The organism is Sulfitobacter sp. F26169L, assembly GCF_026410285.1.
In the GTDB taxonomy this organism is placed as follows: domain Bacteria; phylum Pseudomonadota; class Alphaproteobacteria; order Rhodobacterales; family Rhodobacteraceae; genus Sulfitobacter.
Map to the genome: position 1 here is coordinate 66679 of NZ_JAPMLP010000011.1, position 21151 is coordinate 87829.

General features: G+C 58.0%; 17 protein-coding genes and 1 pseudogene. 10 read left to right on the forward strand and 8 right to left on the reverse strand.

The features are described 5' to 3' along the window. Positions 1–18: 18 nt before the first annotated feature. A complete protein-coding gene (locus tag OS189_RS17005) occupies positions 19–2790 on the forward strand; it encodes a glycosyltransferase (RefSeq protein ID WP_267168538.1) in 2772 nt (923 codons plus the stop codon). 136 nt (positions 2791–2926) lie between these two features. Further along, complete coding sequence (locus OS189_RS17010; protein WP_267168539.1) at positions 2927–4273, forward strand: DUF6395 domain-containing protein; 1347 nt, start codon at positions 2927–2929, stop codon at positions 4271–4273. 6 nt (positions 4274–4279) lie between these two features. Here OS189_RS17010 and OS189_RS17015 read toward each other — a convergent pair whose 3' ends face one another. Further along, positions 4280–4957, reverse strand: a complete 678-nt coding sequence (locus OS189_RS17015) for an ABC transporter ATP-binding protein (protein WP_267168540.1) — start codon at positions 4955–4957, stop codon at positions 4280–4282. Between the two features lie 3 nt (positions 4958–4960). Then, entirely contained in the window at positions 4961–6208 is a 1248-nt protein-coding gene (locus OS189_RS17020) for a KpsE/RkpR family capsule polysaccharide export protein (protein WP_267168541.1), read from the reverse strand. A gap of 123 nt (positions 6209–6331) precedes the next feature. On the opposite strand from OS189_RS17020, the gene OS189_RS17025 reads away from it, so the two are divergent. The 5 genes and pseudogenes from OS189_RS17025 to OS189_RS17045 all read left to right on the forward strand — a co-directional run bounded on the left by OS189_RS17025 (position 6332) and on the right by OS189_RS17045 (position 13195). Next, positions 6332–7162: an ABC transporter permease gene (locus OS189_RS17025; RefSeq protein ID WP_267168542.1), complete on the forward strand. Its 831-nt coding sequence runs from the start codon at positions 6332–6334 to the stop codon at positions 7160–7162. A gap of 69 nt (positions 7163–7231) precedes the next feature. Continuing rightward, the gene (locus tag OS189_RS17030) at positions 7232–9478 is read left to right on the forward strand and encodes a glycoside hydrolase family 99-like domain-containing protein (protein ID WP_267168543.1); all 2247 of its coding nucleotides are present in this window, start codon (positions 7232–7234) and stop codon (positions 9476–9478) included. Continuing rightward, positions 9478–10500 (forward strand): hypothetical protein, encoded by a 1023-nt coding sequence (locus OS189_RS17035; protein WP_267168544.1) that lies wholly within the window; start codon positions 9478–9480, stop codon positions 10498–10500. The genes OS189_RS17030 and OS189_RS17035 overlap by 1 nt, the downstream gene beginning before the upstream one ends. A gap of 76 nt (positions 10501–10576) precedes the next feature. Then, positions 10577–12061 carry a phosphomannomutase/phosphoglucomutase gene (locus tag OS189_RS17040; protein WP_267168545.1) on the forward strand — a complete coding sequence of 495 codons (1485 nt, stop codon included), beginning with the start codon at positions 10577–10579 and terminating at the stop codon, positions 12059–12061. 187 nt (positions 12062–12248) lie between these two features. Then, positions 12249–13195: pseudogene (locus OS189_RS17045) on the forward strand (IS30 family transposase). Positions 13196–13768: 573 nt separating this feature from the next. On the opposite strand, the gene OS189_RS17050 reads toward OS189_RS17045, so the two are convergent. The 3 genes from OS189_RS17050 to OS189_RS17060 form a co-directional block, all read right to left on the reverse strand. Beyond that, positions 13769–14101, reverse strand: a complete 333-nt coding sequence (locus OS189_RS17050; RefSeq protein WP_267168546.1) for a hypothetical protein — start codon at positions 14099–14101, stop codon at positions 13769–13771. A gap of 105 nt (positions 14102–14206) precedes the next feature. Continuing rightward, on the reverse strand, positions 14207–14428 hold the full coding sequence (locus tag OS189_RS17055; RefSeq protein ID WP_267168547.1) for a hypothetical protein: 222 nt from the start codon (positions 14426–14428) through the stop codon (positions 14207–14209). Between the two features lie 1110 nt (positions 14429–15538). Further along, positions 15539–15931 carry a plasmid mobilization protein gene (locus OS189_RS17060; protein ID WP_267168548.1) on the reverse strand — a complete coding sequence of 131 codons (393 nt, stop codon included), beginning with the start codon at positions 15929–15931 and terminating at the stop codon, positions 15539–15541. Positions 15932–16234: 303 nt separating this feature from the next. Between OS189_RS17060 and OS189_RS17065 the strand changes: the two genes are divergently transcribed. From OS189_RS17065 to OS189_RS17075, 3 genes are read left to right on the forward strand one after another with little or no spacing between them, the layout of a single operon-like run. Continuing rightward, positions 16235–16690 (forward strand): hypothetical protein, encoded by a 456-nt coding sequence (locus tag OS189_RS17065; RefSeq protein ID WP_267168549.1) that lies wholly within the window; start codon positions 16235–16237, stop codon positions 16688–16690. Positions 16691–16708: 18 nt separating this feature from the next. Further along, complete coding sequence (locus OS189_RS17070; protein WP_267168550.1) at positions 16709–17545, forward strand: nucleotide-binding protein; 837 nt, start codon at positions 16709–16711, stop codon at positions 17543–17545. Then, a complete protein-coding gene (locus tag OS189_RS17075; RefSeq protein ID WP_267168551.1) occupies positions 17538–18356 on the forward strand; it encodes a hypothetical protein in 819 nt (272 codons plus the stop codon). Before OS189_RS17070 ends, OS189_RS17075 begins: the two co-directional genes overlap by 8 nt. An 85-nt stretch (positions 18357–18441) precedes the next feature. Here OS189_RS17075 and OS189_RS17080 read toward each other — a convergent pair whose 3' ends face one another. The 3 genes from OS189_RS17080 to OS189_RS17090 form a co-directional block, all read right to left on the reverse strand. Further along, the gene (locus tag OS189_RS17080) at positions 18442–19656 is read right to left on the reverse strand and encodes a hypothetical protein (protein ID WP_267168552.1); all 1215 of its coding nucleotides are present in this window, start codon (positions 19654–19656) and stop codon (positions 18442–18444) included. 218 nt (positions 19657–19874) lie between these two features. Next, complete coding sequence (locus OS189_RS17085; RefSeq protein WP_267168553.1) at positions 19875–20468, reverse strand: hypothetical protein; 594 nt, start codon at positions 20466–20468, stop codon at positions 19875–19877. 133 nt (positions 20469–20601) lie between these two features. Then, on the reverse strand, positions 20602–20943 hold the full coding sequence (locus OS189_RS17090; RefSeq protein WP_267168554.1) for a hypothetical protein: 342 nt from the start codon (positions 20941–20943) through the stop codon (positions 20602–20604). Positions 20944–21151: the final 208 nt, after the last annotated feature.

Consider the following 21151-nt stretch of genomic DNA (forward strand, 5'->3'; position numbering starts at 1 on the left):
TGGTAAGCGGAGCATTGAGTGGACAACGATAACCCAGTGAAGGTCGAGCGCGACAGGTTTGACCCTGTCTGGTATCTGCGAACCTACGATGATGTGCGACAGGCCAACATCGATCCGTGGCACCACTATGATACGATGGGGGCCGCCGAGGGGCGGCTGGGGGTGCCGGTGCAGGCGCTGGACCTTGATTTCATGCTGTGGCGCGGATTCGATGGGATGGTGCTGCCGATGCTGCACGATCTGACGCGCGCGGACACCGCCCGGGAGCGTGCGGCGGCGGGGTGGGCGCTGGCGCGCTGGTATTACGACCGTGGCGAGATGGCGCGCGCGCGCGACATGATCGAAGTGTTCTTTGCCCAAAGCTGCAGCGTGCAAATTCCCCGCAACCCCGGCCCGTGGTTGTTGGGGGTGCAGGTGCTGCTGGCTTGCGATGATCCGGACCGCGCGGAAAGTATTCTGGCGACAGCGCGCGCGCATTTTGACAGCCACGCCGATCTGGATCTGGCCGGCATGCTGTGTGACAAATACCGTGGCGGCACGGATGCGCAGCTTAACACCCGTCTGGGGGCCATTTATGAGCGCCATGATCTGGTGCCTGTCTGTCTGGGCAAAGGATCGGGTGCGCGGTTTGACAGGCTGTGCGCAACGGCGCAGGCCCGCGTGGGCGAAGGGCCGGTGGTCAGCGTGATCATGCCCGTCTTTAACGCGGCGGATGTGCTGGGCCATGCGGTGGAAGGGCTGCTGGCGCAAAGCTGGCAGAACCTTGAAATCCTGATTGTCGATGATGCCTCGGATGATGACAGCGTAGAGGTTGCACAGCGGTACGCTTCGCGTGATCCGCGTATCCGTGTGCTGGCGCAGGCGCGCAATGGCGGTGCCTATCAGGCGCGCAACATCGGGCTGGCGGCGGCGACGGGTGATTTCTTTACCGTACATGACGCCGATGACTGGTCCCATCCCGACAAGATAAAGATGCAGGTCAACGCCCTGATAGAGGATACCACCCTGAGCGCTACGGTGACCCATATGGTGCGCGTCAGCGAGGATCTGGACATGACGCGCTGGCGGCTGGAGGACGGCTGGGTCTATCGCAACGTCTCCTCGCTGATGATGCGGATATCGCTGCGCGAGCGGCTGGGATACTGGGACCGCGCGCGGGTCAGTGCGGATACAGAATACTATTACCGCATACAGGCCGCTGACGGGGCGCAGGCGATCCGCGAAATTCTGGAGGGTGTGCCGCTGTCGTTTGCGCGCACCACGGCGCAATCGCTGACCCAGCAGAGCGGCACCCATCTGCGCAGCCAGTTTGTCGGCCTGCGCCGTGATTATATCGAGGCGGCCCAGCGGTGGCACAGACGCGCACAGGATGCAGGCAGCCTGTATATGCCCCAAAACCCCGATGTGCGCCCGTTTCGGGTGCCCGCGGCGATAGCGTCGCAGGACCGCCAGCCGCCCCCGACAGATGTCGACATCCTGCGCGGCTCGCCGCTGTTTGATCCGCAATGGTATCAACTGGCCAATCTGGATGTGCTGTTTGCCGATATGGACCCTGTGCGCCACTATCTGGACGGGGGCGCGCGCGAAAACCGCGATACAGGGCCGGGGTTCAGCAGCGGCGCCTACCGTCTGGCGCAAAAGCTGGACGAAGATGAAAACCCCTTGATCCACTGGGAAACGCAGGGCCGTGCGGGCGGCGGCGGCCCTTTGCCGGTTTTTCAGGGCGAGATCACGGGCAAGGTATCGGTACTGGTGTTTGCCCATAGTGCGGGCAAGACGTTTTTTGGCGCCGAGCGCAGCCTGCTGGATGTGGTGGGGCGGATGGCCGAACGCGGGCTGGCCCCTGTTGTGGTGCTGCCCACGCTGCGCAACCCCGAATATCTGGAACGTTTGTTGCCGATCACCGCTGCCGTTGAGGTGATGCCGCAGCTGTGGCGCTTTGGCAGCCGCGCGCCGCACCCCGATACGTTGATGGTGGCCGCGCGCCTGATTGAAAAATACAAACCCGACACCGTGCATGTGAATACACTGGTGCTGGATGCGCCGCTGGTTGCGGCGCGGGCGGCGGGGTGCGAAACCGTGGTGCATGTGCGCGAACTGCCTGCACAGGATGCGGGCCTGTGCCGTATTCTGGGAACAGACCCCGAAACCCTGCACAAACAATTGCTGGAACAGGCCGACCGGTTTGTGGCCAATTCCGCTGTTGTCGCCGACTGGCTGGCCTGCCCCGAGCGCACGGTGATCCGGCCCAATTCGGTGAACGATGATCTGTTTGATCTGCCCTTCCGCCCCGATGGGCCGCTGACGGTGGGGCTGATCAGCAGCAATGTTGCCAAAAAGGGCATCGGTGATTTCCTGAAAGTGGCGGAACTGGCGCTGGCGGCAGGCAGCACCATGCGGTTTGCCCTGATCGGGCCGCCGACACAGGATCTGCACGTCTTGCAGCCCTTCGCGTCCAACGTGGAATTCCGCGGCTATGCCCGTACCGCGCAACACGCCATTGCACAGACCGATGTGGTGGTCAGCCTGTCGCGCTTTGCTGAATCCTTTGGCCGCACCGTGCTGGAGGCGATGGCCGCAGGCCGCCCTGTGGTGTGCTATGACCGCGGTGCGCCCCCGTCGATTGTGCGCAGCGGCGAGACAGGGTTTGTGGTGCCGGCCGATGATCCGCAACAGGTGCTGGAAGCGCTGATGACACTGGACGCCGCACGCGGACAGCTGATGCAGATGAGCCGCGCCGCAAGGGTGCGCGCGCAGGCGTTGCAAGCACTGGCCAAACAGGACGGTTAGTCCTGTCCGGCCTGCGCTTTGCTGCGGCCGGGGCAGGTTGCCCTACCGCCCTGATAAGTCGTAATAGAGGAAAAATTGTGCCTGCCTGCATCCCTGCGGATGTGTGGACATTTCGCAGCGCTGTATGGAGACAACTATGAAGATCGCCGTATCGGAAGTGTACACTTCCCGCCATCACCCGATCAGGGTCCAGTTCGAGGGCACGCCGGATCACCATGACATCCACCATCGAAGGAAGCTGCGCGAGGCGAATAAGCGCGGCGGCCTGAACATGACAACTGTAGATGTGGATCTGGTCAACGGGGCACGTCTGGATGCTATACACCCCGATCTTCTGGGGTTAGTGACGTTGCTGATTGTGGCGCCGTTCTCGCGCCGCTGCGTCGAGCTGGATTTTCCGGTGAGTAACGGATTTGTCAAAGTTGTGCGCGATAATCTTATCCGGCTGGATGCGCCGATTGATCCTGCACTACAGCGGCGCAAGGTGGGACCCGATGCGCGCCCCGGTCTTGCGTTCAGTGGCGGGGTTGATTCCTGTGCAGCCCTGTCGGTGATGCCAAAAAACACCGTGCCGGTCTTTTTGCGCCGTCGCGTTCCCGAACACGGGGCGGCGGGAAATTACGATGAAAGTGCCGCGCTGATCAGTTGCGAGCGGGTGCGCCGATACGGATTTGACATGCGCCAGATCGAAACCACGCTGGAGTTTATCCGCCGCCCTGTTGGCAATCCGGTGGACTGGTCGAATTCGGCGCCGGCGATCCTTAATGCGGATGCACTCGGGCTGAGCTCGATCTCCTTCGGCTCAATTGCAGAATCTGTTTTCTCGACCGGCGGGTCGCGGTTTTCGGATATGCGCAAACGGGCGGTCTATGCCAAATGGGCGCCGATATTCGAATATTGCAACATCCCCATGTCATTTCCCACCGCATCGCTGAGCGAGGTGCTGACATCAAAGATATGCGGAGTCTCCGAGTATGATTTCCTGCCGCAGTCCTGTGTCAGGGGCAGACCGGGTGAACCGTGTCACAACTGCTTCAAGTGCTTTCGCAAAGGTTTGGTGGAGGCTGCACTGCGCGAGACGGCCCCGCCGCCTGTCCTGATCGAGAACGCACAGCGTAGCCGTGAAATTATGGGTAAACTGGCCGAAGTCCCTATTCATCACGAGATTGTGCTGTCATGGGCGATGAAAAACAGACACCTTGCGCAAGATGCGTTGACCGACGGTCTGCGCCGGAAACTGGAGGTTGTTACCGCCTACGGGGACTCGCTGAATTTTGTCGGAAAATACTATCCCGCAGGTATGGCCTATACGGTTGCGCCGATGCGCGAGGAGGTGGAGGCAAACATTGCACGGTTCTGTGATCCCATGACCCCGCAAGAGGCGGATCATTTCGAGGCATGGAACGCCAAAGGATTTGTGACCGACCCGTCTTATATAACGGGGGCACAACAGCTCGATACAATGCTGGAACAGGTGGGCTAGCGCGCGTCAGCGCATCCACGGCGGCAGTGCGCCTTTCATGATGTGATCGTAATGTTCGATCGCACGGGCGACTTTTGCGTAATAGAAAAACCGCCCGTTTTGTAACACCACACCTGAAGTGCACATGCGCTCCAGCTGGGCCATGGAGTGGGAGACAATGATTGCACCCGAGGTGCTGAGGCGTTCATGCAGGATGGCCTCGCTTTTGGCCTTGAACGAGCCGTCGCCAACGGCGGTGATTTCGTCAATCAGGTAGGTATCGAACTTGACCGCCATGGACATCGCAAACGCAAGCCGCGAGCGCATCCCCGAGGAATAGGTGCGCACGGGCTGTTCGAAATGCGCGCCCAGTTCCGAAAACTCGCGCGCGAAAGCGCACATATCGTCAGTATCGATGCCGTAGATACGGGCGACAAATTTCACATTCTGCGCGCCTGTCAGATCGCCGTGAAACGACCCGGCAAAACCCACCGGCCATGACACCGACCCGTGCGGAATGATCTCTCCGCTGTCGGGGGAAACCGACCCCGCGATCATCTTGAGCATGGTGGATTTTCCCGCCCCGTTCGATCCGATCAGCCCGATGGTTTCACCCTTCGGGAAGGTGAAGTTGATATCGCGCGCCACCACTTTGATGTGACCGTTCAAGCGATACGACTTATGCAGGCCGCGCAGTTCGATCATGGGCTAGCGCCGGTCGCGGACAGAGTAATAGACCAGCACGCCGATGCTCCAGATCAGCAGCAGGAAAAACGCGGTGATGGCGCTGAAAATAAACCTGTCGGGATAGCGTGCCGATTGCGGCATGCTGGGATGTGTGTAGGGGGCCAGATAGCGGTTTTGCCGCTCGGCTTCCGCGATGGCGCTGTCCAGTGCGGCAAGCGCCTTGAGGTAGGTTTGCTGGGCATACTCCAGATCGACTGTCAGCCGCTCGAATTCGCCTGCAAGGTTGGAAAAGTTGATCCCGCCTTCACGGCTTTCGGAGGTTTTGCCGAATTGCGCGCGCTCGATATCGATAAGGTTTTCGATTACCGTAATGCGGCGCTGTTCGGTGACCATGCGCCGGTCGGTGTCGCTCATCCCTTCCAGCAGCAGCAGGTTGAGATCAATCCGTGCCTTGGCAAGCTGCTGTTCGAGCGAGTTGAGAATCCCGATCTGCCCCTGCACTGCCGCCTCCAGATTGATGGTGCGGTTTTCGGAGCGGAACTTTGTCAGCGCCTCGCGCGCCGTGCGCAGCCGTGCCTGCGCGGTTTCCAGATCAACCCGCGCATAGCGGGTGTTGTTGTCGCGCGCGATGGCCGACAGCCTGTTGATCAACAGCGAGCTTTCCTCAACGATCTGTTCGGCAATCTGCTTGGCGTCTTCGGGGCGGAAAGCATGCACACGCAACTCGATCAATGCGGTGCCCTGATCATAATGCAACTCGACCATACGCCGCCAGTAATCCACCAGATCCTCGATCTGGCCGGTGGGGCGGTAGGCAAAAACCGGATCGAAGGCGGGCACGGTATAGGCCTCGACCAGATCGATTTTCTCCAGCACCCGTTCGACCATGTCCTGACTGTGAATGAATTCGTTCAGGATGTCGGTGTCTGATGAAGATGTGCCCGACACGCTTGACAGGCTGCCCAGCAGATCGGCAGCCGAGCTTAGCTCCTCGGCGCGCACGGCAAAGCCTGCCTTGGAGATATATTGATCGGATGCGATGGTAAAAAGATAGAAAATAGTCACGGCAAGAGGTGCAAGCACCACCAGAATAAAGCTCGCCAGCATCCATGCATGGCGTTTGCGCGGACGTGCCGCACCCGCACTTGGCGGAACGCGGTTTGGTTTGCCTTGGGGTTTTTGCGCGCCGGCCTTGGCAGCGGCGGGGGCCTGTTTTGCAGCGGGCGCAGGGGGTGTTTGTTGTGTAATCGGAACAATCCTTTTGGCCACAGCCCTGTCAACGGGCGATAACAAGCTCTTTAGCGATGCATCGGATTTTACGCCTCGCTATGCAAGGAAAAATCTCTTACCACACAAGACCAGACGGTGATACCAAAAGAGTGCAGAGCGGATATGGCAGAGCCTAAACCATCGTTGGATGCAGGTGTACCCTATGGCGGGGTGCGGTTGCCTGCGCGCCGCAAGGCCGCCTCCGTGCGCGCGGTTCTGGCGTTGATCCTGCGTGAAATGTCAACATCTTACGGCCGCTCTCCGGGGGGGTATATCTGGACAATCATCGAACCGGTCGGCGGTGTGCTGGTGTTGTCCTTTGTCTTTTCGTTTCTGTTGCGCAGCCCGCCTTTGGGAAGCAGTTTTCTGGTGTTTTACGCCACGGGCATGTTGCCGTTTCTGGCCTATAGCGCGATTTCCAACAAGATCGCGGCGGCGATCCAGTTTTCCAAACCGCTGCTGGCCTATCCTTCTGTCACCTATATCGATGCGCTGGTGGCGCGGCTGGTTCTTGAAACGATGACCCAGCTGATTGTAGGGCTGCTTATCTTTACCTTCATCCTGACATGGACCCAAGAAGCCGTGAGCCTTGATTTCGGGGCCATCGGGCTGGCCTGTCTGATGATTGTTGCCCTCGGGGTGGGGATCGGCCTGACCAACAGCTTTCTCAACAGTATGTTCCCGATCTGGACAACGCTGTGGGCGGTGCTGAACCGGCCTTTATTCCTGATCTCGGGTATTTTCTTTCTGGTCGAGCCGCTGCCCGAAAAATTCCGCGATATTCTTTTATACAATCCGCTTGTTCACATTATCTCGACCATGCGGTCGGGGTTCTACGCAACATATGACGCGCCCTATGCATCGCCGGCCTATGTCTTTACCTGTGCAATTATACCCGCTGCACTGGGCATGTTGCTGCTGCATCGCTACCACAAAGATATTCTTGAAATATGACCGGAACGTCAGCGAATTGCGCAGCCATGCCCGAGTTGATATGGCAAACAAAATTTTAGGATTACCGGCATGGCTTCAAATTCGGCGCTGCGGCGCGCGCTGCGGTTTTTACGCATCTTTTTTCTGGGACCGAATGAGCGGGCCGCATTGAAAGCCGGGCGCAACAGCGGCCTGTTCGATCCGGTTTATTATCGCGGGGCCTATCCGCAGGTGCACCCGCTGTTCCGCCCGTTTTTGCTGCGCCATTATATCGTGTACGGCGAGAGCATGGGATACCGCCCGAACCCCGATTTTTCACCATCGGCCTATCTGCGCTATAACCCCGATGTTGCCACGCAGGGCACTTCGCCGTTTTTGCATTATGCAACGTCGGGCCACAAAGAGCAGCGGATCACCAAAGAACTGCCCAAGGTCGAGGAACTGCCGGAGGTGCTGTCGCCCAAGCTACGCTTTGATTCCTCGCGTGTCCGCTCGGATGTGGCTGTGGTCATGCACATCTACTACCCCGACCTGTGGCCCGAATTCAGAGCCAAGATCGGGCGGCTGGACATCGAACACGATCTTTTTGTCACGCTGACCTATCGTGGTGACGAAACAGAAGAACTGGCCGCGCAGATCCGCGAAGAGTTTCCCGATGCAACCGTAGTGCCGCTGGAAAACCGTGGCCGTGACATCCTGCCGTTTCTGGCGCTGGTGAACGCCGGTATGCTGAGCCGCTACAAGGCGGTGTGCAAAATCCACACCAAAAAATCGCCCCACCGCGAGGATGGTGAAAAATGGCGCCGCCACCTGATTGACGGTGTGTTGCCGGATGAGGGTCTGAAAGGCCTGTTGGAGACGTTTATCGCCGATGAAAAAGCGTCCTTCTGGGTTGCGGACGGGCAGCATTTTGATGACACGAAATGGTGGGGCAGCAACCTTGAGATCACCCGCAGCCTGTTGCGCCGGATCGAGGTGGAAATCACCGGCAAGCGGTTGTCGTTTCCGGCGGGCTCGATCTACTGGATGAAACCGGTGATCATTGATCTGCTGCGCGCAATGCGGCTGAATGCAGAACAGTTCGATCCCGAAATGGCGCAGGTTGACGGCACGCTGGCCCATGCGCTGGAACGCACGATGGGCTTTTTGTCGGATGTGGCCGAGCTGGAAATACGCCAGACTACGCAGGTGGCCCAAATTCGCGACGGGCAGCTGAAAACAGGCTCTGATACGGGCAAAATGACCCGTCCTGCGTTTGTCAGCACATTTTATCTGCCGCAGTTTCACCCTTTTCCAGAAAACGATGCGTGGTGGGGCAAGGGCTTTACCGAATGGCGCGGCACGGTGACGGCATTGCCGATGTTTGCAGGCCATACCCAGCCGCTGCTGCCTACGGATCTGGGGTTTTATGATCTGCGCGCCACCGAGGTTATGGGCGAGCAGGCAGCACTGGCGCAGGCGCACGGGATCGATGCGTTTTGTGTCTATCACTACTGGTTCGATGGCAAACGTCTGATGGAAACGCCGCTGGACAAGCTGCTGGAGCGCCCCGAGATCGATTTTCCCTTCTATCTGTGCTGGGCCAACGAAAGCTGGCGGCGCAACTGGGACGGGTTGTCGGGTGTGGTGTTGATGGGGCAGACCTATCAGGACGGGTTCGAGCAGGCGCTGGTAGAAGACAGTCTGAAATATATGCGTGATCCGCGCTATATGCGCCCTGACGGCACACGCCCGCGCTTTGTGATCTATCGCCCCGAAGACATGCCCGATCCGGTGGGCAGCGTGGCGCGGATGCGCGATGCGTGGAAGGCCGCCGGCATTGGCGAGGTCGAACTGGGGGCGGTCTGTTTCCACATTGGCGGCGAAACACCCGTGGCGGATGATCTGTTCGATTTCTGGGTTGAAATGCCGCCCCATGGCATCGTGACTTCCGATGATTATCTGTTCGGCGGGCCCGAAGGCAACAAGCTGGACCGTGAGGTGCATGGCGGCTTCAAGGGGCTGGTTTACGACTACAACAAGGTGATCGATAATTCGGTATCGCAAAGCTATGTCAAAGGTCTGCCCGACAATACGATCTGCGGTGTCATGCCCAGTTGGGACAACACGGCGCGGCGCGGGTTTTCGGCGCATATGGCTTACGGCGCCAATCCGGCGCGGTTCGGCGTCTGGCTGGACCAGATGATGCGCCACCGTGTTGCCGGTTCTTACCGGAATGAGATGTTTGTAAACGCGTGGAACGAATGGGCCGAAAAAGCAGTGATGGAGCCTAACGCGGTTTACGGGGATGTGGCCCTGCGCACGCTGGGCAGCAAGCTGGGAAAGGAAACCTCCTGATGTCCAAGGTTGTTCTACACATCGGCACACATAAAACCGCCACCACCACCATACAGGACATGTTTCACAAAAACGCCGGACTGCTGGAACAGCACGGTGTTGTCTATCCGCGCATCGGGCGGGTCACGGGGCATCACGGGCTGGTCTATGACTGGGGGCGGTTGCCGCCGGTATTCCAGCTGGAGGTCAGCAGCCTGGATGCGCTGACATGGATCGCGCGCGAACATGCCCACAAAAAGGACGTTACAGTTTTTCTAAGCTCGGAAGAGTTTTCGCGCGTCGATCCGGATGTGGCGGTTGATTTTGCCGCCGTGCGTGAAAGGCTGTCCGCCTTTGACGAAATCGAAGTGGTGTGTGTCTTGCGCACGCAGTGGCGGTTCCTGCAATCGGTTTATCTGGAGCTGAGCCGCAACCAAAATCCGGTGCGCCCCCCCAAGATTGTGGCAAATGCCATCGAGAAGGGCATGTCGCTGGGGCTGGCAATGGATTACAATATCATTCTTGACCGGCTCGAACAGTTTTTTGCTCCCGAAGAAATCACGCTGCTGGATTTCGACACGCTGTGCGCATCACAGGACGGTATTGTCGGTGCGATGCTGCGCCATCTGGATGTGCCTTTGGGGCTGGCCGATCTGGAGGCTGTGAACAATGGCAAATCCAACGTTTCGCCGCAGCCGCTTGCCACATGGTTGAGCAATATCATGACCGAACCGGTGCGCCCGCCGCAGTGGTTGGTCAATCACGCGACCAAAGCCTTTGAGGAAATCTGTCCCAAGCCGTTTCGTCCCTGCCTGTTTTCGGGTGCGGAATTCAATACGCTAGCAACCCATTTCAGGCCCCTCAATGACCGCCTACGAGAGCGGCGCAAAGCACTACAGCCTGATTTTGCTATCACGCAACCCGTGAGCAAGGAAATTACGCTATTCCGCCATCAGGTGCCGATTACAGTCTCTAACAGGGTTATTCGCTTGTTGGTGATGGACCGTATCCGCGCTGAAAAGAACGAAAAAAAGCAGAATTGACACCAGTTTATTCCCAGATGGCCTGATTGCGGCTAAGCTCACATTTGATTGTTTTGACCCTCACTGGATTTTCCACATGAAAAAACCACTGCCCGAAGTAAGCCCCAATACATGGGAATTCCTACGTGATCCGATGATAGCTCCGACAGGGTTTCGTGAATATGATGCCCGCTGGCAGTACCCCGAAGCGATCAACCTGCCGGGGATTACGGCATTGGGCATGGGGCTGGGCACACAGATGCGCCGCCGCGGGATCGCGCCTGTGATAGCTGTGGGGAACGATTACCGCGATTATTCGCTGAGCATTAAAAACGCGCTGATGCTGGGGCTGATGCAGGCTGGCATTCATGTGCGTGATATCGGGCCGGCTCTGTCACCGATGGCCTATTTTGCGCAGTTCCATCTGGACGCGCCTGCGGTTGCGATGGTCACGGCAAGCCACAACCCCAACGGCTGGACCGGTGTGAAAATGGGGTTTGAACGCCCGCTGACCCATGGCCCCGACGAGATGGACGAGCTGCGCGATATCGTGCTGAACGGCGAGGCAGAGGCCCACGCCGGTGGATCATACGAATTTGTGGAAGGTGTGCGCGAGGCCTATCTTGACGATCTGGTCGGTGATTTTAAAATGACCCGCAAGCTCAAGGTGGTGTGCGCCACGGGCAATGGCACGGCAGCGGCCTTTGCGCCCGAGCTGTTCAAACGTCTGGGTGTGGAAGTGGTGGAAAGCCACAACACCCTTGATTACACTTTCCCCCACTACAACCCCAACCCCGAAGCCATGGAAATGCTGCACGACATGAGTGCAAGCGTGCGCGCGTCGGGCGCTGATTTTGCGCTGGGGTTTGACGGTGACGGTGATCGCTGCGGCGTGGTCGACGATGAAGGCGAAGAAATTTTTGCCGACAAGATGGGCGTGATCATGGCGCGCGATCTGTCGGGCATTTATCCCGGTTCCACCTTTGTGGCCGATGTGAAATCTACCGGATTGTTTGCCTCCGATCCGGTGTTGCAGGCCAACGGCGCCAAGGCCGATTACTGGAAAACCGGACACAGCCACATGAAGCGGCGGGTGAAGGCGCTGGGTGCGCTGGCGGGTTTCGAGAAATCCGGCCACTACTTTCTGGCAGAGCCGATCGGGCGCGGCTATGACTGCGGCATGCGGGTGGCCGTCGAGATCTGCAAGCTGATGGATCGTAACCCCGACATGAAAATGTCGGACCTGCGCCGCGCGCTGCCCGTTACCTACGCAACGCCTACCATGTCACCCTATGCCGCAGACGAGGATAAATACGATATCCTCGCGCGGCTGGTGAAAAAGCTGGAAGGGGTGCGCGAAATGGCAGGGCGCAAGGTGGCTCAGGTGGTCACCGTCAACGGCGCGCGGGTCATCCTGGATAACGGCAGTTGGGGTCTGGTGCGGGCTTCGTCCAATACCCCCAATCTGGTGGTGGTCTGCGAAAGCTCTGAATCGGAGGCGGAACTGCGCGCGATCTTCAAAGAGATCGACGATGTGATCCGCACAGAGCCTGATGTAGGTGAGTACGACCAGACGTTTTAGAGCCAACGCCGGTGAAATGCCGCAGCGGTTACAGGATGTTGTAGGTGCTGCGGTTTTGCCGGGGACGAAAATCGCAAATATTTAACATAATTTACCTTATAAATAGATTTTCATGGCTGGGTGCGCGCTACTTTGAAGTACGAATCCTGTTAGAAAACAATAAGGTATCTAACAGGTGGAATATCGCATGGGAGCCGTTTATTCGCAACTTTCACTTCAAGAACACCGCAGAATTAAAGACTGGTAGCTTACAAAGTTCGCCGTTGCCGAGATGGCTCGGGTTCTGAAGCGGCACAAATCGACGATCTTTCGCGAGAGCAAACGCAATTCGGTGCGCTTTAACGTTTAACCGGAGCTGAATCGCTACTGTGCGCTCTGCGCTCAAGACAGATATGAAGACCGCCGTGCGCAGCGGTTTTGATACCGGATGGGCGCCTGAACAGAACGCTGGGCGCATGCGATTGGAGCGTCATCCGATGCGGGTGAGCCATGAGACGATTTACCGATATGCGTATTCCAAGGATGGGCGCGCCGAGAAGTTTTAGCGACACCGACCCAACCGCAGGTCAAGTGGCATGGCCAAGCAGCATGGTCGGAAATTTCTTTATGAGTTGGCCATAAAACATCGACCCAAGGTCATTGTTGATCGCTCGTAGTTCGGTCACTGGGAGTGTGATTTAGTCATGTTCCACAAAGTTTGGCAAAGCCAACGTCACTTATTTGGTCGAGCGTGTCACGCGCTTTGCCATGGTCCTCAAGAACCCTGACAAGCAGTCCAAACCCGTCATGGAAGGTCTGATTGACGGCCTTTCATCTTTCCCTGCCCACGCGCGTCAATCTATCATATTTAATTACGGCACAGAGCTCAGTGCTTGGTAGCATATGAACGACGGTCTTGGCGCTGACCCGTGGTTCTGTGATCCGTCTGCGCCTTGGCAAAAAAGAACCGTGGAGAACACCAACAACCGGTTGCGCCGCTACCTTCCCCGTAAGTCTGATCCTACGGCGTTCACAAATCGATATTTGAAGTCGATTTGTGAACGACTCAACGCAACGCCCCGCGAATATCTAGGCTATCAAACGCCAGCGCAGGTGTTACGCACAATGCTTGTAGAAGGAGCATCATCATCCTGATACCCTCCAGCTACAGAAATTAGGCTTCGCCGTGAGTTCTCACACATTCCAACTGGGTTGCGTAATTTCCCCTGTCTTGCTGGAAAGAATGGGAATTGAACGGGACCAACGTCTAAGAAGCTTGGAACACCTCATTATTCAATGAGCCCTATCCCGGCGTAGGATATTCATCCACGTTACAACCATGCCCTTCCGTGGACGCATCATCTAAATTCATGGTTGTTGTCCGGGGTGTTGGTCCTGACAGACGGGATGTGGCATTTGACCCCAGCGGCCTGAGCATCTGTATCTTGTCTGTGGAAAGGCCTTCTAAATATGCCGGGTCAAACTCAACCCCATCGATCCACTTTTCTCCTACGGCCCGCTTCAACATTGGTGTGACCTTCACGATCAACAAGGGCGCGCACGTCAGCGTGACCACGGCTTTCGACCTCACAGCCTGACCAGCTCGCTGATCAATCGGCGCCCCCATATTGATCTCCAGCCGTGGCGGCCATCCGCCTTGTCCGTTTGTAAACCGCAGCCCCACCCGCGCGCCTGGATCCACCTCAGCCACTGCGGTTCGCAAAAACCTCAGGAGTCTTGCGCGGGTATCTGGCGCTGGGGTGCGCCCAACCACTCGTGGAGCTCGGCAAGCATCTGCATCTGCACCTCCTGTTTTGTCGTGAGGATGTTCAGCTTGGCCTCCAATGCTGGTGACAGCTTCCCCTTTTCCACGTTCAGCGCTTTCACCGTTTTCTGCAGCTCGTACGCGATCTGCGCCAATGCTTCGATCACATCCCCGAGCCGGCCCGCCGTCTCGTCGTAACTGCCCTCCAGCAGGGCGTGCAATGGCGTGATCAGTTGGATCAACTCCGTCAGCCTCAGTTCGATCAGCGTAGGTGATGTCGATTGTGTCTGTTCCATTATAGTCCTTCAGGGCAGTACACGTGTCTGCCAGTGTGTGTAAAAGCGTGTCCGGAAGGGCGGCGCCGATTCGTTTCAGAATCAGGCGCGCCCTTAAGGTAGCGGTCAGGCCTTTGATCCGGGCGCCGAGATGGCCAACGAGATTTTCGGCAAGAACGGGCGCAGCAAGCTGTGCAAATCTGCGACGGATGCTTCGTGCTGCTGCAATTGCCGTGTCAAATCGTCGATTTTCGCGCTCATCGCCGTGTCGCGCGCCCGCGCTTCGGCGTGCATCTGGTCCAATGTATCGAGCAAGGCGCGCTCCATCGTGGTCAGCTTTGGTTTCATGGGGGTGGGGTCCTTTTGATAAAAGGTAAAGATGATGCTTTGACGGAATGGTCAGCGGCGCATTATCCGGCCGCGCGTATTGATACTGTGTCGCCGACCACGCCTGCTCCGGCCATTGCTTCAGACCATACCGGCTGCGGTTAAACGCAGCACGGCGGTTCCACAGGATCTGCAGCCGATCCCCGGCGGAGGTCAGAACGCGTGCCCGTCCCCTGCGCGCAGCCTCAAGTTCTTCTGCGGCCTCTGCCCCTTGGTATTGCCCAAAGCTTTCTTCAAAGACGGCGCCCGTCAGCCGCATCCGGTCCCGCAGTGTTGCGCCCACCGGTCCGATGGTAACCGACTTGGATGTGACCCCATGGACAACAAAGCCGGAGTGCCCGGAGTGCCTGTCCAGCCACCCCAACACGCCCGCCCGATCGCGGATGCCCCCCGCATCAACCGCTGCGACAATCTCATCGATGAGCTTGCGGCGCGCATCCGTGGGCGGGGCCACTCCCGCGCGGCGGCTCTCCGCCTCAAGCTTCAACATCCAGTCCGGCAAAACCACGGCGCGGCGGTTTGCCGGATCCTCGGGATCGGCCCAGCCGTATTTGTGGTTCAACAGGTCCCGGACGGCGTCCCAGGTTTCCCGGCTCACTCTTCCGGGCGGTGCCGGATTGAACCCGCGTTGGCGTCCATCAGGCCCCCTGATCCACCGTGGCACGGCGATGTTGATCTCCAATGTCCCCGTGTGCGTATGTGTTGTTGCATAGATTGGTGCGCGCGCCTCTGTCGGCACACCCGCCAGCGCCGTATCGATCCAGAGCCCGAGCGCCTGATCCGCACCAAACCGGGCGTCCGGATCACCATCGTTAAAGGCCGCCACATCGATGTCGTCTGCCGCAAACGACAGCACGCAGGAGGCATAGCGATGCACACAGGTGCTGGACCGGATCGCCATGTGCAGCAGTGCCGCATCCCCGCGCAAAATTTCAGGGGCAGGATGGCGGCGCACAGGTTCCATGCGACCGTTTGCCAAACGCTTCATGACAACGGCCGCATCAAAATAATCGCTCAGGGCCCGCGGACCATCCGCCTGCCCCGCCGTGCCACTATGCGGCGACCACCCGATCAACATCGACCACCCTCCGCGTCGTCATAGGCCTCGTCCTGTTGGCCCGCCTGCCAAGGCATGACCTGATCCCGGACCAGCCGCTCAAGCTCCACGAGCGAGGCCGCAATCTGGAGGGGCTGTGAGGGATCATGTTCCGCATCCCGCGCGTCTCTCATCGATCTGGCAATATATTCTAGCTGCTGCGTCACCATGCTCAGGAGTTGAACGTTGCGCCGCCAGTCGTTGCGGTTCACGATTCGCCCCCCAGCGTGCAGGGACAGCAGATACTGGCTCGCCGAGAGGCCGGCATGGGACGCCGCGGCGGTCACATCCGCGCGCTCCGCATCGGTTACATAGAGCGCGTCCCACCGCTTGCGGCGCGTAGACGGGTCTTTGAGGGGACGTGCCATGGGAAACCTCGGTGCTGCGGATCATAAGGTTTTACCCCCGCGGTGCGAGGAGCCTTGCTGGTCTACGTATTCAAAGGTTCAGCACCTCTAAAGCACTTACACCGCATCCCGCCACACCACCTGCGCACCGGTTTGCACGGGGCGCACATTGGGTTGCACTGGCCCCGCATCGGTCCTGCACCCCGGATTTGGGGCGCCTCTATCCACAGGAAACAGCTTTTTGCCCCAAGTCTGGGGGTCAAAAATCTCAATTATTTACCGTATGTTAAGGGCAAGGACCAACATCAATAACGGACGCAAGACATGACCGACTCCATAGACACCGACCTGGCAGACCGCCTGCGCAGACATGCCGCAGAGGCCAGGCAAGAACCTGCAAAATCGATGCTCGAAAAGATCATCGCAGAGCACAGCATCATCCTTGAGCTGCGCGGCAACGGGCATTCGACCCGCCAGATCAACATATGGCTTGCGCGCGAAGGCATCCATATCGGCGAGGGCACCCTGCGCAACTACATCCCCCGGATCATTGCCGCCCTGCACCAAGCCCGCCAAGCCGGCATCGAGACCCCGGATGATGCAGACCTCCTGCGCATCTGCCGGGATCTGGAGCGCACAAAAGCTGCTCGCCTGAACGCCCCTCGGGCAGTCCATGGGTATTCACGCACGCCGCCGGTTTCATACCCACAGGGCAATACATCACCCTCCCCCGCACGCCCCCATACCCTTCTCACAATCCGGTCGAACCATGACCTCTAAAAACGGAAAGCCTATACAATGACCAACATCCCGACATGCCGCTCCACCCTGATGATGACCACATCGCAAAAAGGCGGCACCGGCAAAAGTTTTCTGGCCTGTGCCCTCTTGGATTTGTTGCGTACGCTGAACCATCCGACCGCCGCTTATGACGCAGATGGGACCAACGGAACCCTCTCGGCCATGCACGCATCTCGCGATGACGATGGAATTCTCCTCAATGCTCAGGATCCACTTGAAGGCGTGGTCGCCTACAACGTCCACAACGACAGCCGCACCATTCTGATCGAGTCCGGTGAGCGCCACATGGGGTTGATCCTGCACGATCTCGCGGGCGGCTCCCTTGCAGATCTGCAGCGGATTTTTGATGATGAAGAAGATGGCCTTCACAACCTGTTCACCGTCTTTGCAGATCTGGGTATTCACCCGGTGTTCTTTCACCTCATCACCCCTGACACCGCCACGATCCAGTCACTGGCATTTGTTCTCGACATGATGGATCGGCTGGACGGGCTTGCGGCCAATGCCAGCCACATCGCTGTTCTGAATCACCGCGGCCTGCTGAAGCAGGCGGACTTTCTGTTCTGGTATGGGTTCGAGCAAGCAGACGGGCAAAGGACGGGTGGTAAAACCCGTGACCGCTTGCTGGCACATGGGGGCGTTGAGATGATTTTGCCGCACATGGATGAGCGCACCCTCGCCCTTGTCAAAAACAGCACCCTGCCCCTCTCACAGGCCATTCACGATACCCAGTTCAAGGTCACCGATCGCCAGCGGATCAAGCTGTTTATCGACGCCTTTGCACAGGCGCTCACCCCCGAAGTGCGCGATATTTTGGGGGTGCAATATGCCTGATAAACCTTACGATCGCCTCGATCACTTCTTTGCCGCATATAGGCTGATCTACGAGCAGAAAAAGAAAATCCGGGCACGTGTTTACGCGGCCGGATACGGTCCGGATGATCCCTTGGCCATTCTGATCGCTCAGGATAGCATCTTGGAAGACAGGCTGGTCTCTATTATCAGGGCGCTGAACATATTTCCAAAACAGATTGAACGGTCCACAAGCACCTTGTCAGCAGAGGTCTCCGACAAGATCACCAAGGATATTGACCGCCGCAATGCCGGGTTCCTCAAGGGGCTGCGGGCACAGGTCGGAGATGACGTAGACCGCGCCATCCAGCAGTCCGTGGCAAAAGCCGACATCCGGTTCTTCCGGCGGGCCGCCCTGCATCTGGCGCTGGTCATCCTGCTAACCGCAGGGCTGGCAGGTTTTTTTGGCTATGTGTCTGGGCGGGTGGATACCCGCACTATCGCGGCTGATGGTGCCGCGGTGGCGACACGGCCGGATGCCACAACCTGGCTCAAGATCATCACCAGCAATCGGAATGTCGATGCTGTCCTTCTGGAACATTGCTATAATGACGGACCGAAAAGTCTCCCTCAGGCCAGCGGCCGCGAAGCCTGCGCCGTGCCGTTGTTCGTAGATGCCGGTGAGACCCCTTCCCTCGGGACCACGGCCGCCTACATGGAAAGCCTGTTCGTCTGGGTGCCCTCCAAGATCACCGCATGGGTTTTGGTGCTGTCCAGCCTGTGCGCCGGGGCGGGCCTCGGAGTCACACTCTTGCAGGTGACCCGGTGGGTCAGGCGAAAGGATCAGGAGTGACAGACAGAACCAACGCGTATCTGCCCTCGGTTCGACAAGATATCCATATGACACCGGGGGCCGCTTTAATGGCTGAACACCATACTTACTGCAGCACAAATACCATCGGAACGCGGTCGGCGGCCCCGTCCACCGCAAACAAGCCGATCTCGCGGTTGATGCTGTTGATGCCGGACGTATTCTCCAGCGGGTCATATATCGGGGTACCTTCGCGCACCTCCCCAGCCCCTGCCGCATAGGCGGAGACGCCCCGGATACCAATGTATTTTGGTGTATCACCCTGTTTCAGGGACTCCGCATCATAATCAACCTTCGTCGCAAAGCCGTCAAACGCGGCAGTGTTGTTTGACACAAAGGCTTCAAAAACCTTCTTCGGGGATCCGGAACGCTCGAGTTCGATGACGCCGTACGCCCGGCTCAGGACATGGCCGCTGTCCGAAGGTGAGAACTGCAGCACCGCACATCGATCAAGCACGTGCGGCGTATAACAGGCAAGTCCCGGGCCGGCTCCTTTGGTGCTGAGCATATCAACTCCATTCAGATCCACCTTAAAGCCCCGCGTTGTGCGCCATGCGCCGTCCACCTGCTGAAGATAGACATTGAAAGGCCGGGTTGCATCATGTGCCTCGTCCCTGATCAGGGCACTTGCGTCATATTGATAGGCAATCACCTTGCCGCTGCTCAGATAGGCAAAGTCGTCGCTACCACTGAACGGATAGCTGTCCTGCAGGAGCGCTTTTGCCTCTTCCCACGAAGTGCCCAGTGCCGGAATGCCCGCAGCCTGAGTAATGTGCTGCGCGATATCCACCACCATGTCCGCCGCCTCCGCGGCAGGCAGGTGTGCGTCCTCGGTTGCAGTAAATTCACCAACCACCAGACCGTCCCGCGCCGTGTAGACGACTCTCGAGACAAATCCCTCAAAGGTGCGGGGCCGTGTTGTCGAGGTCTCGATATTGGTCAGGGTCACATCCGCCGCCAACGGTTGCGTGCCAATGCGGTCGCGCAGGGCTTTGCCCTCATCACGAGTTGCCGCGAATATGCGGTATGCATCGAAGTTCCGGAAAAACAGCTTATTGACCCCAATGGGAAAATGCATGTTCGGCACGAACAGGTTTACCGGAAACCCTTCATCTGCGGTGCTGTAATCGCCAAGCGTTGCGTGGATCGTCACGGTGATTTCAGCATCACCAACATCGATGTCGCCCTGCTGCTGTTTCAACACGTCAACCAGCTGTGCCATCACCTCTTCGCGGTCGAATTCATCTGCCGAAAGATAGGCCGGATCCTGTTTGGCGATCATTTCATAATCAGGCTGTGTGCCTTCGACGGCCTTGAAAAACCGTCCCCACCACGCAGAGTCCGGATTGGAAAACGTCTCGGCACAGGCAGACGAGGCCAAGGGTCAGTGCGGTTCTTGAGATCATGGAGATATTCCTTTTTTGGATAAAGACATGTGTTTTGGCGCACGATTGCGGCCGTGCTCTCTGACACTGGGCCATCCGAGTTCGGTGGGGGTGATCAGATTTGCCGGTCGTCCGTCAGAATGTTGAAAAGGGCGATTGCGCGGTCTTTTTTCAAATTGCGGCCGAGCCTTACCGTCTTGGCGCCATAGCGGATCATCACGCGGTACCGCATTTTGGCTGATGAGCGTCCAATGGCAAGGCTGGCACCGGCCATTGCGGAGGTCGTGGCATGGGCCATGGCACCCATCGCGGCTGTTGAAGTACCGGCAATTCCTGTGCCACCAAACACGAACATTGGCTGACCGGTCAGCATGACGTCCTTATCCATGGGGTTGTCGATGAAGACTTCGGACACGCGCTCCAGATCGTATTCAACGCCGGATTTGATCAATGCCGTGGGTGTGACCGTAAACTCCTGGCTTTGGAACATTGTGTAGATCAAATAGGCAAAACCCATGATCAACATGACCGGGACGGGCCACCACGAGAGCGGAAGGATGGCACTCAGGGAAAGCATGAGGATTGGAATAACAATCGGGAAAACGAAATACGCAGCCCATGACAATCCGTCACCACGAAAGCGGATGATCCGCTGATCGCCCTCTTGCACAACCTTATACCCCTGATGAAAACCTGCTGTTCTGGTCATGATTGCTCCTTGAAAATAAAGGGTGACCGGCCAAAGATGCACACCGATTGTGCGGGTATGTCTTGATGACCTATGTGTTGGGGGGCGGATTATCCGGCTTGTGCCGCGTTAGGTTGTGATTGGTTTGTCCCGTTCACCATGCACAAATCTTGGCGTGGTCGTTCTGCCAACACGCACCGTTGCGAACGAGAACCTCCAGAGGTGTATGCGCATGACCGGCCCCCGGCGCCTCATTCCAAAAGCCCCTGCCCTGATCCGGATGATCGACATACAAGTATGCAAAATAACGGCCGTCCGCCGCCATGATCTTAAAGCTGCCCGCCGTTCCGGACAGTGGGATGAACGTGCATGTGCCATCGATCTGTACAATGTCATCTACCGCCAGCAGGCACTTGGCAGGCTTGGCGTGAGCGGGAGGTGCTGAAAAGATCAGCACACTCAGAACAGGGATATATAATAAATACTTGGACGCCATGACGATATCTACAACCTGAAAAACAAGGAATATTCACTCAGTTTTTCACATCGCCGGAGCCACGAAAATACCACCTAAAGGCGGTATCGGCATTGAAGAACGATACGCCGCGTGCCAGTTATAAAGTGCGGCGAAGCAAAATCTGCCCGTGGGGCGTAGCAACTCCTAAGCACACAGGCCGGTCAAGGTATCTCTTGGCCGGGTGGCC

Coding starts and splice junctions, on each gene's coding strand:
- OS189_RS17025 (WP_267168542.1), top strand. CDS start 6,332: ATGGCAGAGCCTAAACCATCGTTGGATGCAGGTGTACCCTATGGCGGG.
- OS189_RS17010 (WP_267168539.1), top strand. CDS start 2,927: ATGAAGATCGCCGTATCGGAAGTGTACACTTCCCGCCATCACCCGATC.
- OS189_RS17035 (WP_267168544.1), top strand. CDS start 9,478: ATGTCCAAGGTTGTTCTACACATCGGCACACATAAAACCGCCACCACC.
- OS189_RS17075 (WP_267168551.1), top strand. CDS start 17,538: ATGCCTGATAAACCTTACGATCGCCTCGATCACTTCTTTGCCGCATAT.
- OS189_RS17080 (WP_267168552.1), bottom strand. CDS start 19,656: ATGATCGCCAAACAGGATCCGGCCTATCTTTCGGCAGATGAATTCGAC.
- OS189_RS17050 (WP_267168546.1), bottom strand. CDS start 14,101: ATGGAACAGACACAATCGACATCACCTACGCTGATCGAACTGAGGCTG.
- OS189_RS17060 (WP_267168548.1), bottom strand. CDS start 15,931: ATGGCACGTCCCCTCAAAGACCCGTCTACGCGCCGCAAGCGGTGGGAC.
- OS189_RS17055 (WP_267168547.1), bottom strand. CDS start 14,428: ATGAAACCAAAGCTGACCACGATGGAGCGCGCCTTGCTCGATACATTG.
- OS189_RS17040 (WP_267168545.1), top strand. CDS start 10,577: ATGAAAAAACCACTGCCCGAAGTAAGCCCCAATACATGGGAATTCCTA.
- OS189_RS17030 (WP_267168543.1), top strand. CDS start 7,232: ATGGCTTCAAATTCGGCGCTGCGGCGCGCGCTGCGGTTTTTACGCATC.
- OS189_RS17065 (WP_267168549.1), top strand. CDS start 16,235: ATGACCGACTCCATAGACACCGACCTGGCAGACCGCCTGCGCAGACAT.
- OS189_RS17085 (WP_267168553.1), bottom strand. CDS start 20,468: ATGACCAGAACAGCAGGTTTTCATCAGGGGTATAAGGTTGTGCAAGAG.
- OS189_RS17070 (WP_267168550.1), top strand. CDS start 16,709: ATGACCAACATCCCGACATGCCGCTCCACCCTGATGATGACCACATCG.
- OS189_RS17015 (WP_267168540.1), bottom strand. CDS start 4,957: ATGATCGAACTGCGCGGCCTGCATAAGTCGTATCGCTTGAACGGTCAC.
- OS189_RS17090 (WP_267168554.1), bottom strand. CDS start 20,943: ATGGCGTCCAAGTATTTATTATATATCCCTGTTCTGAGTGTGCTGATC.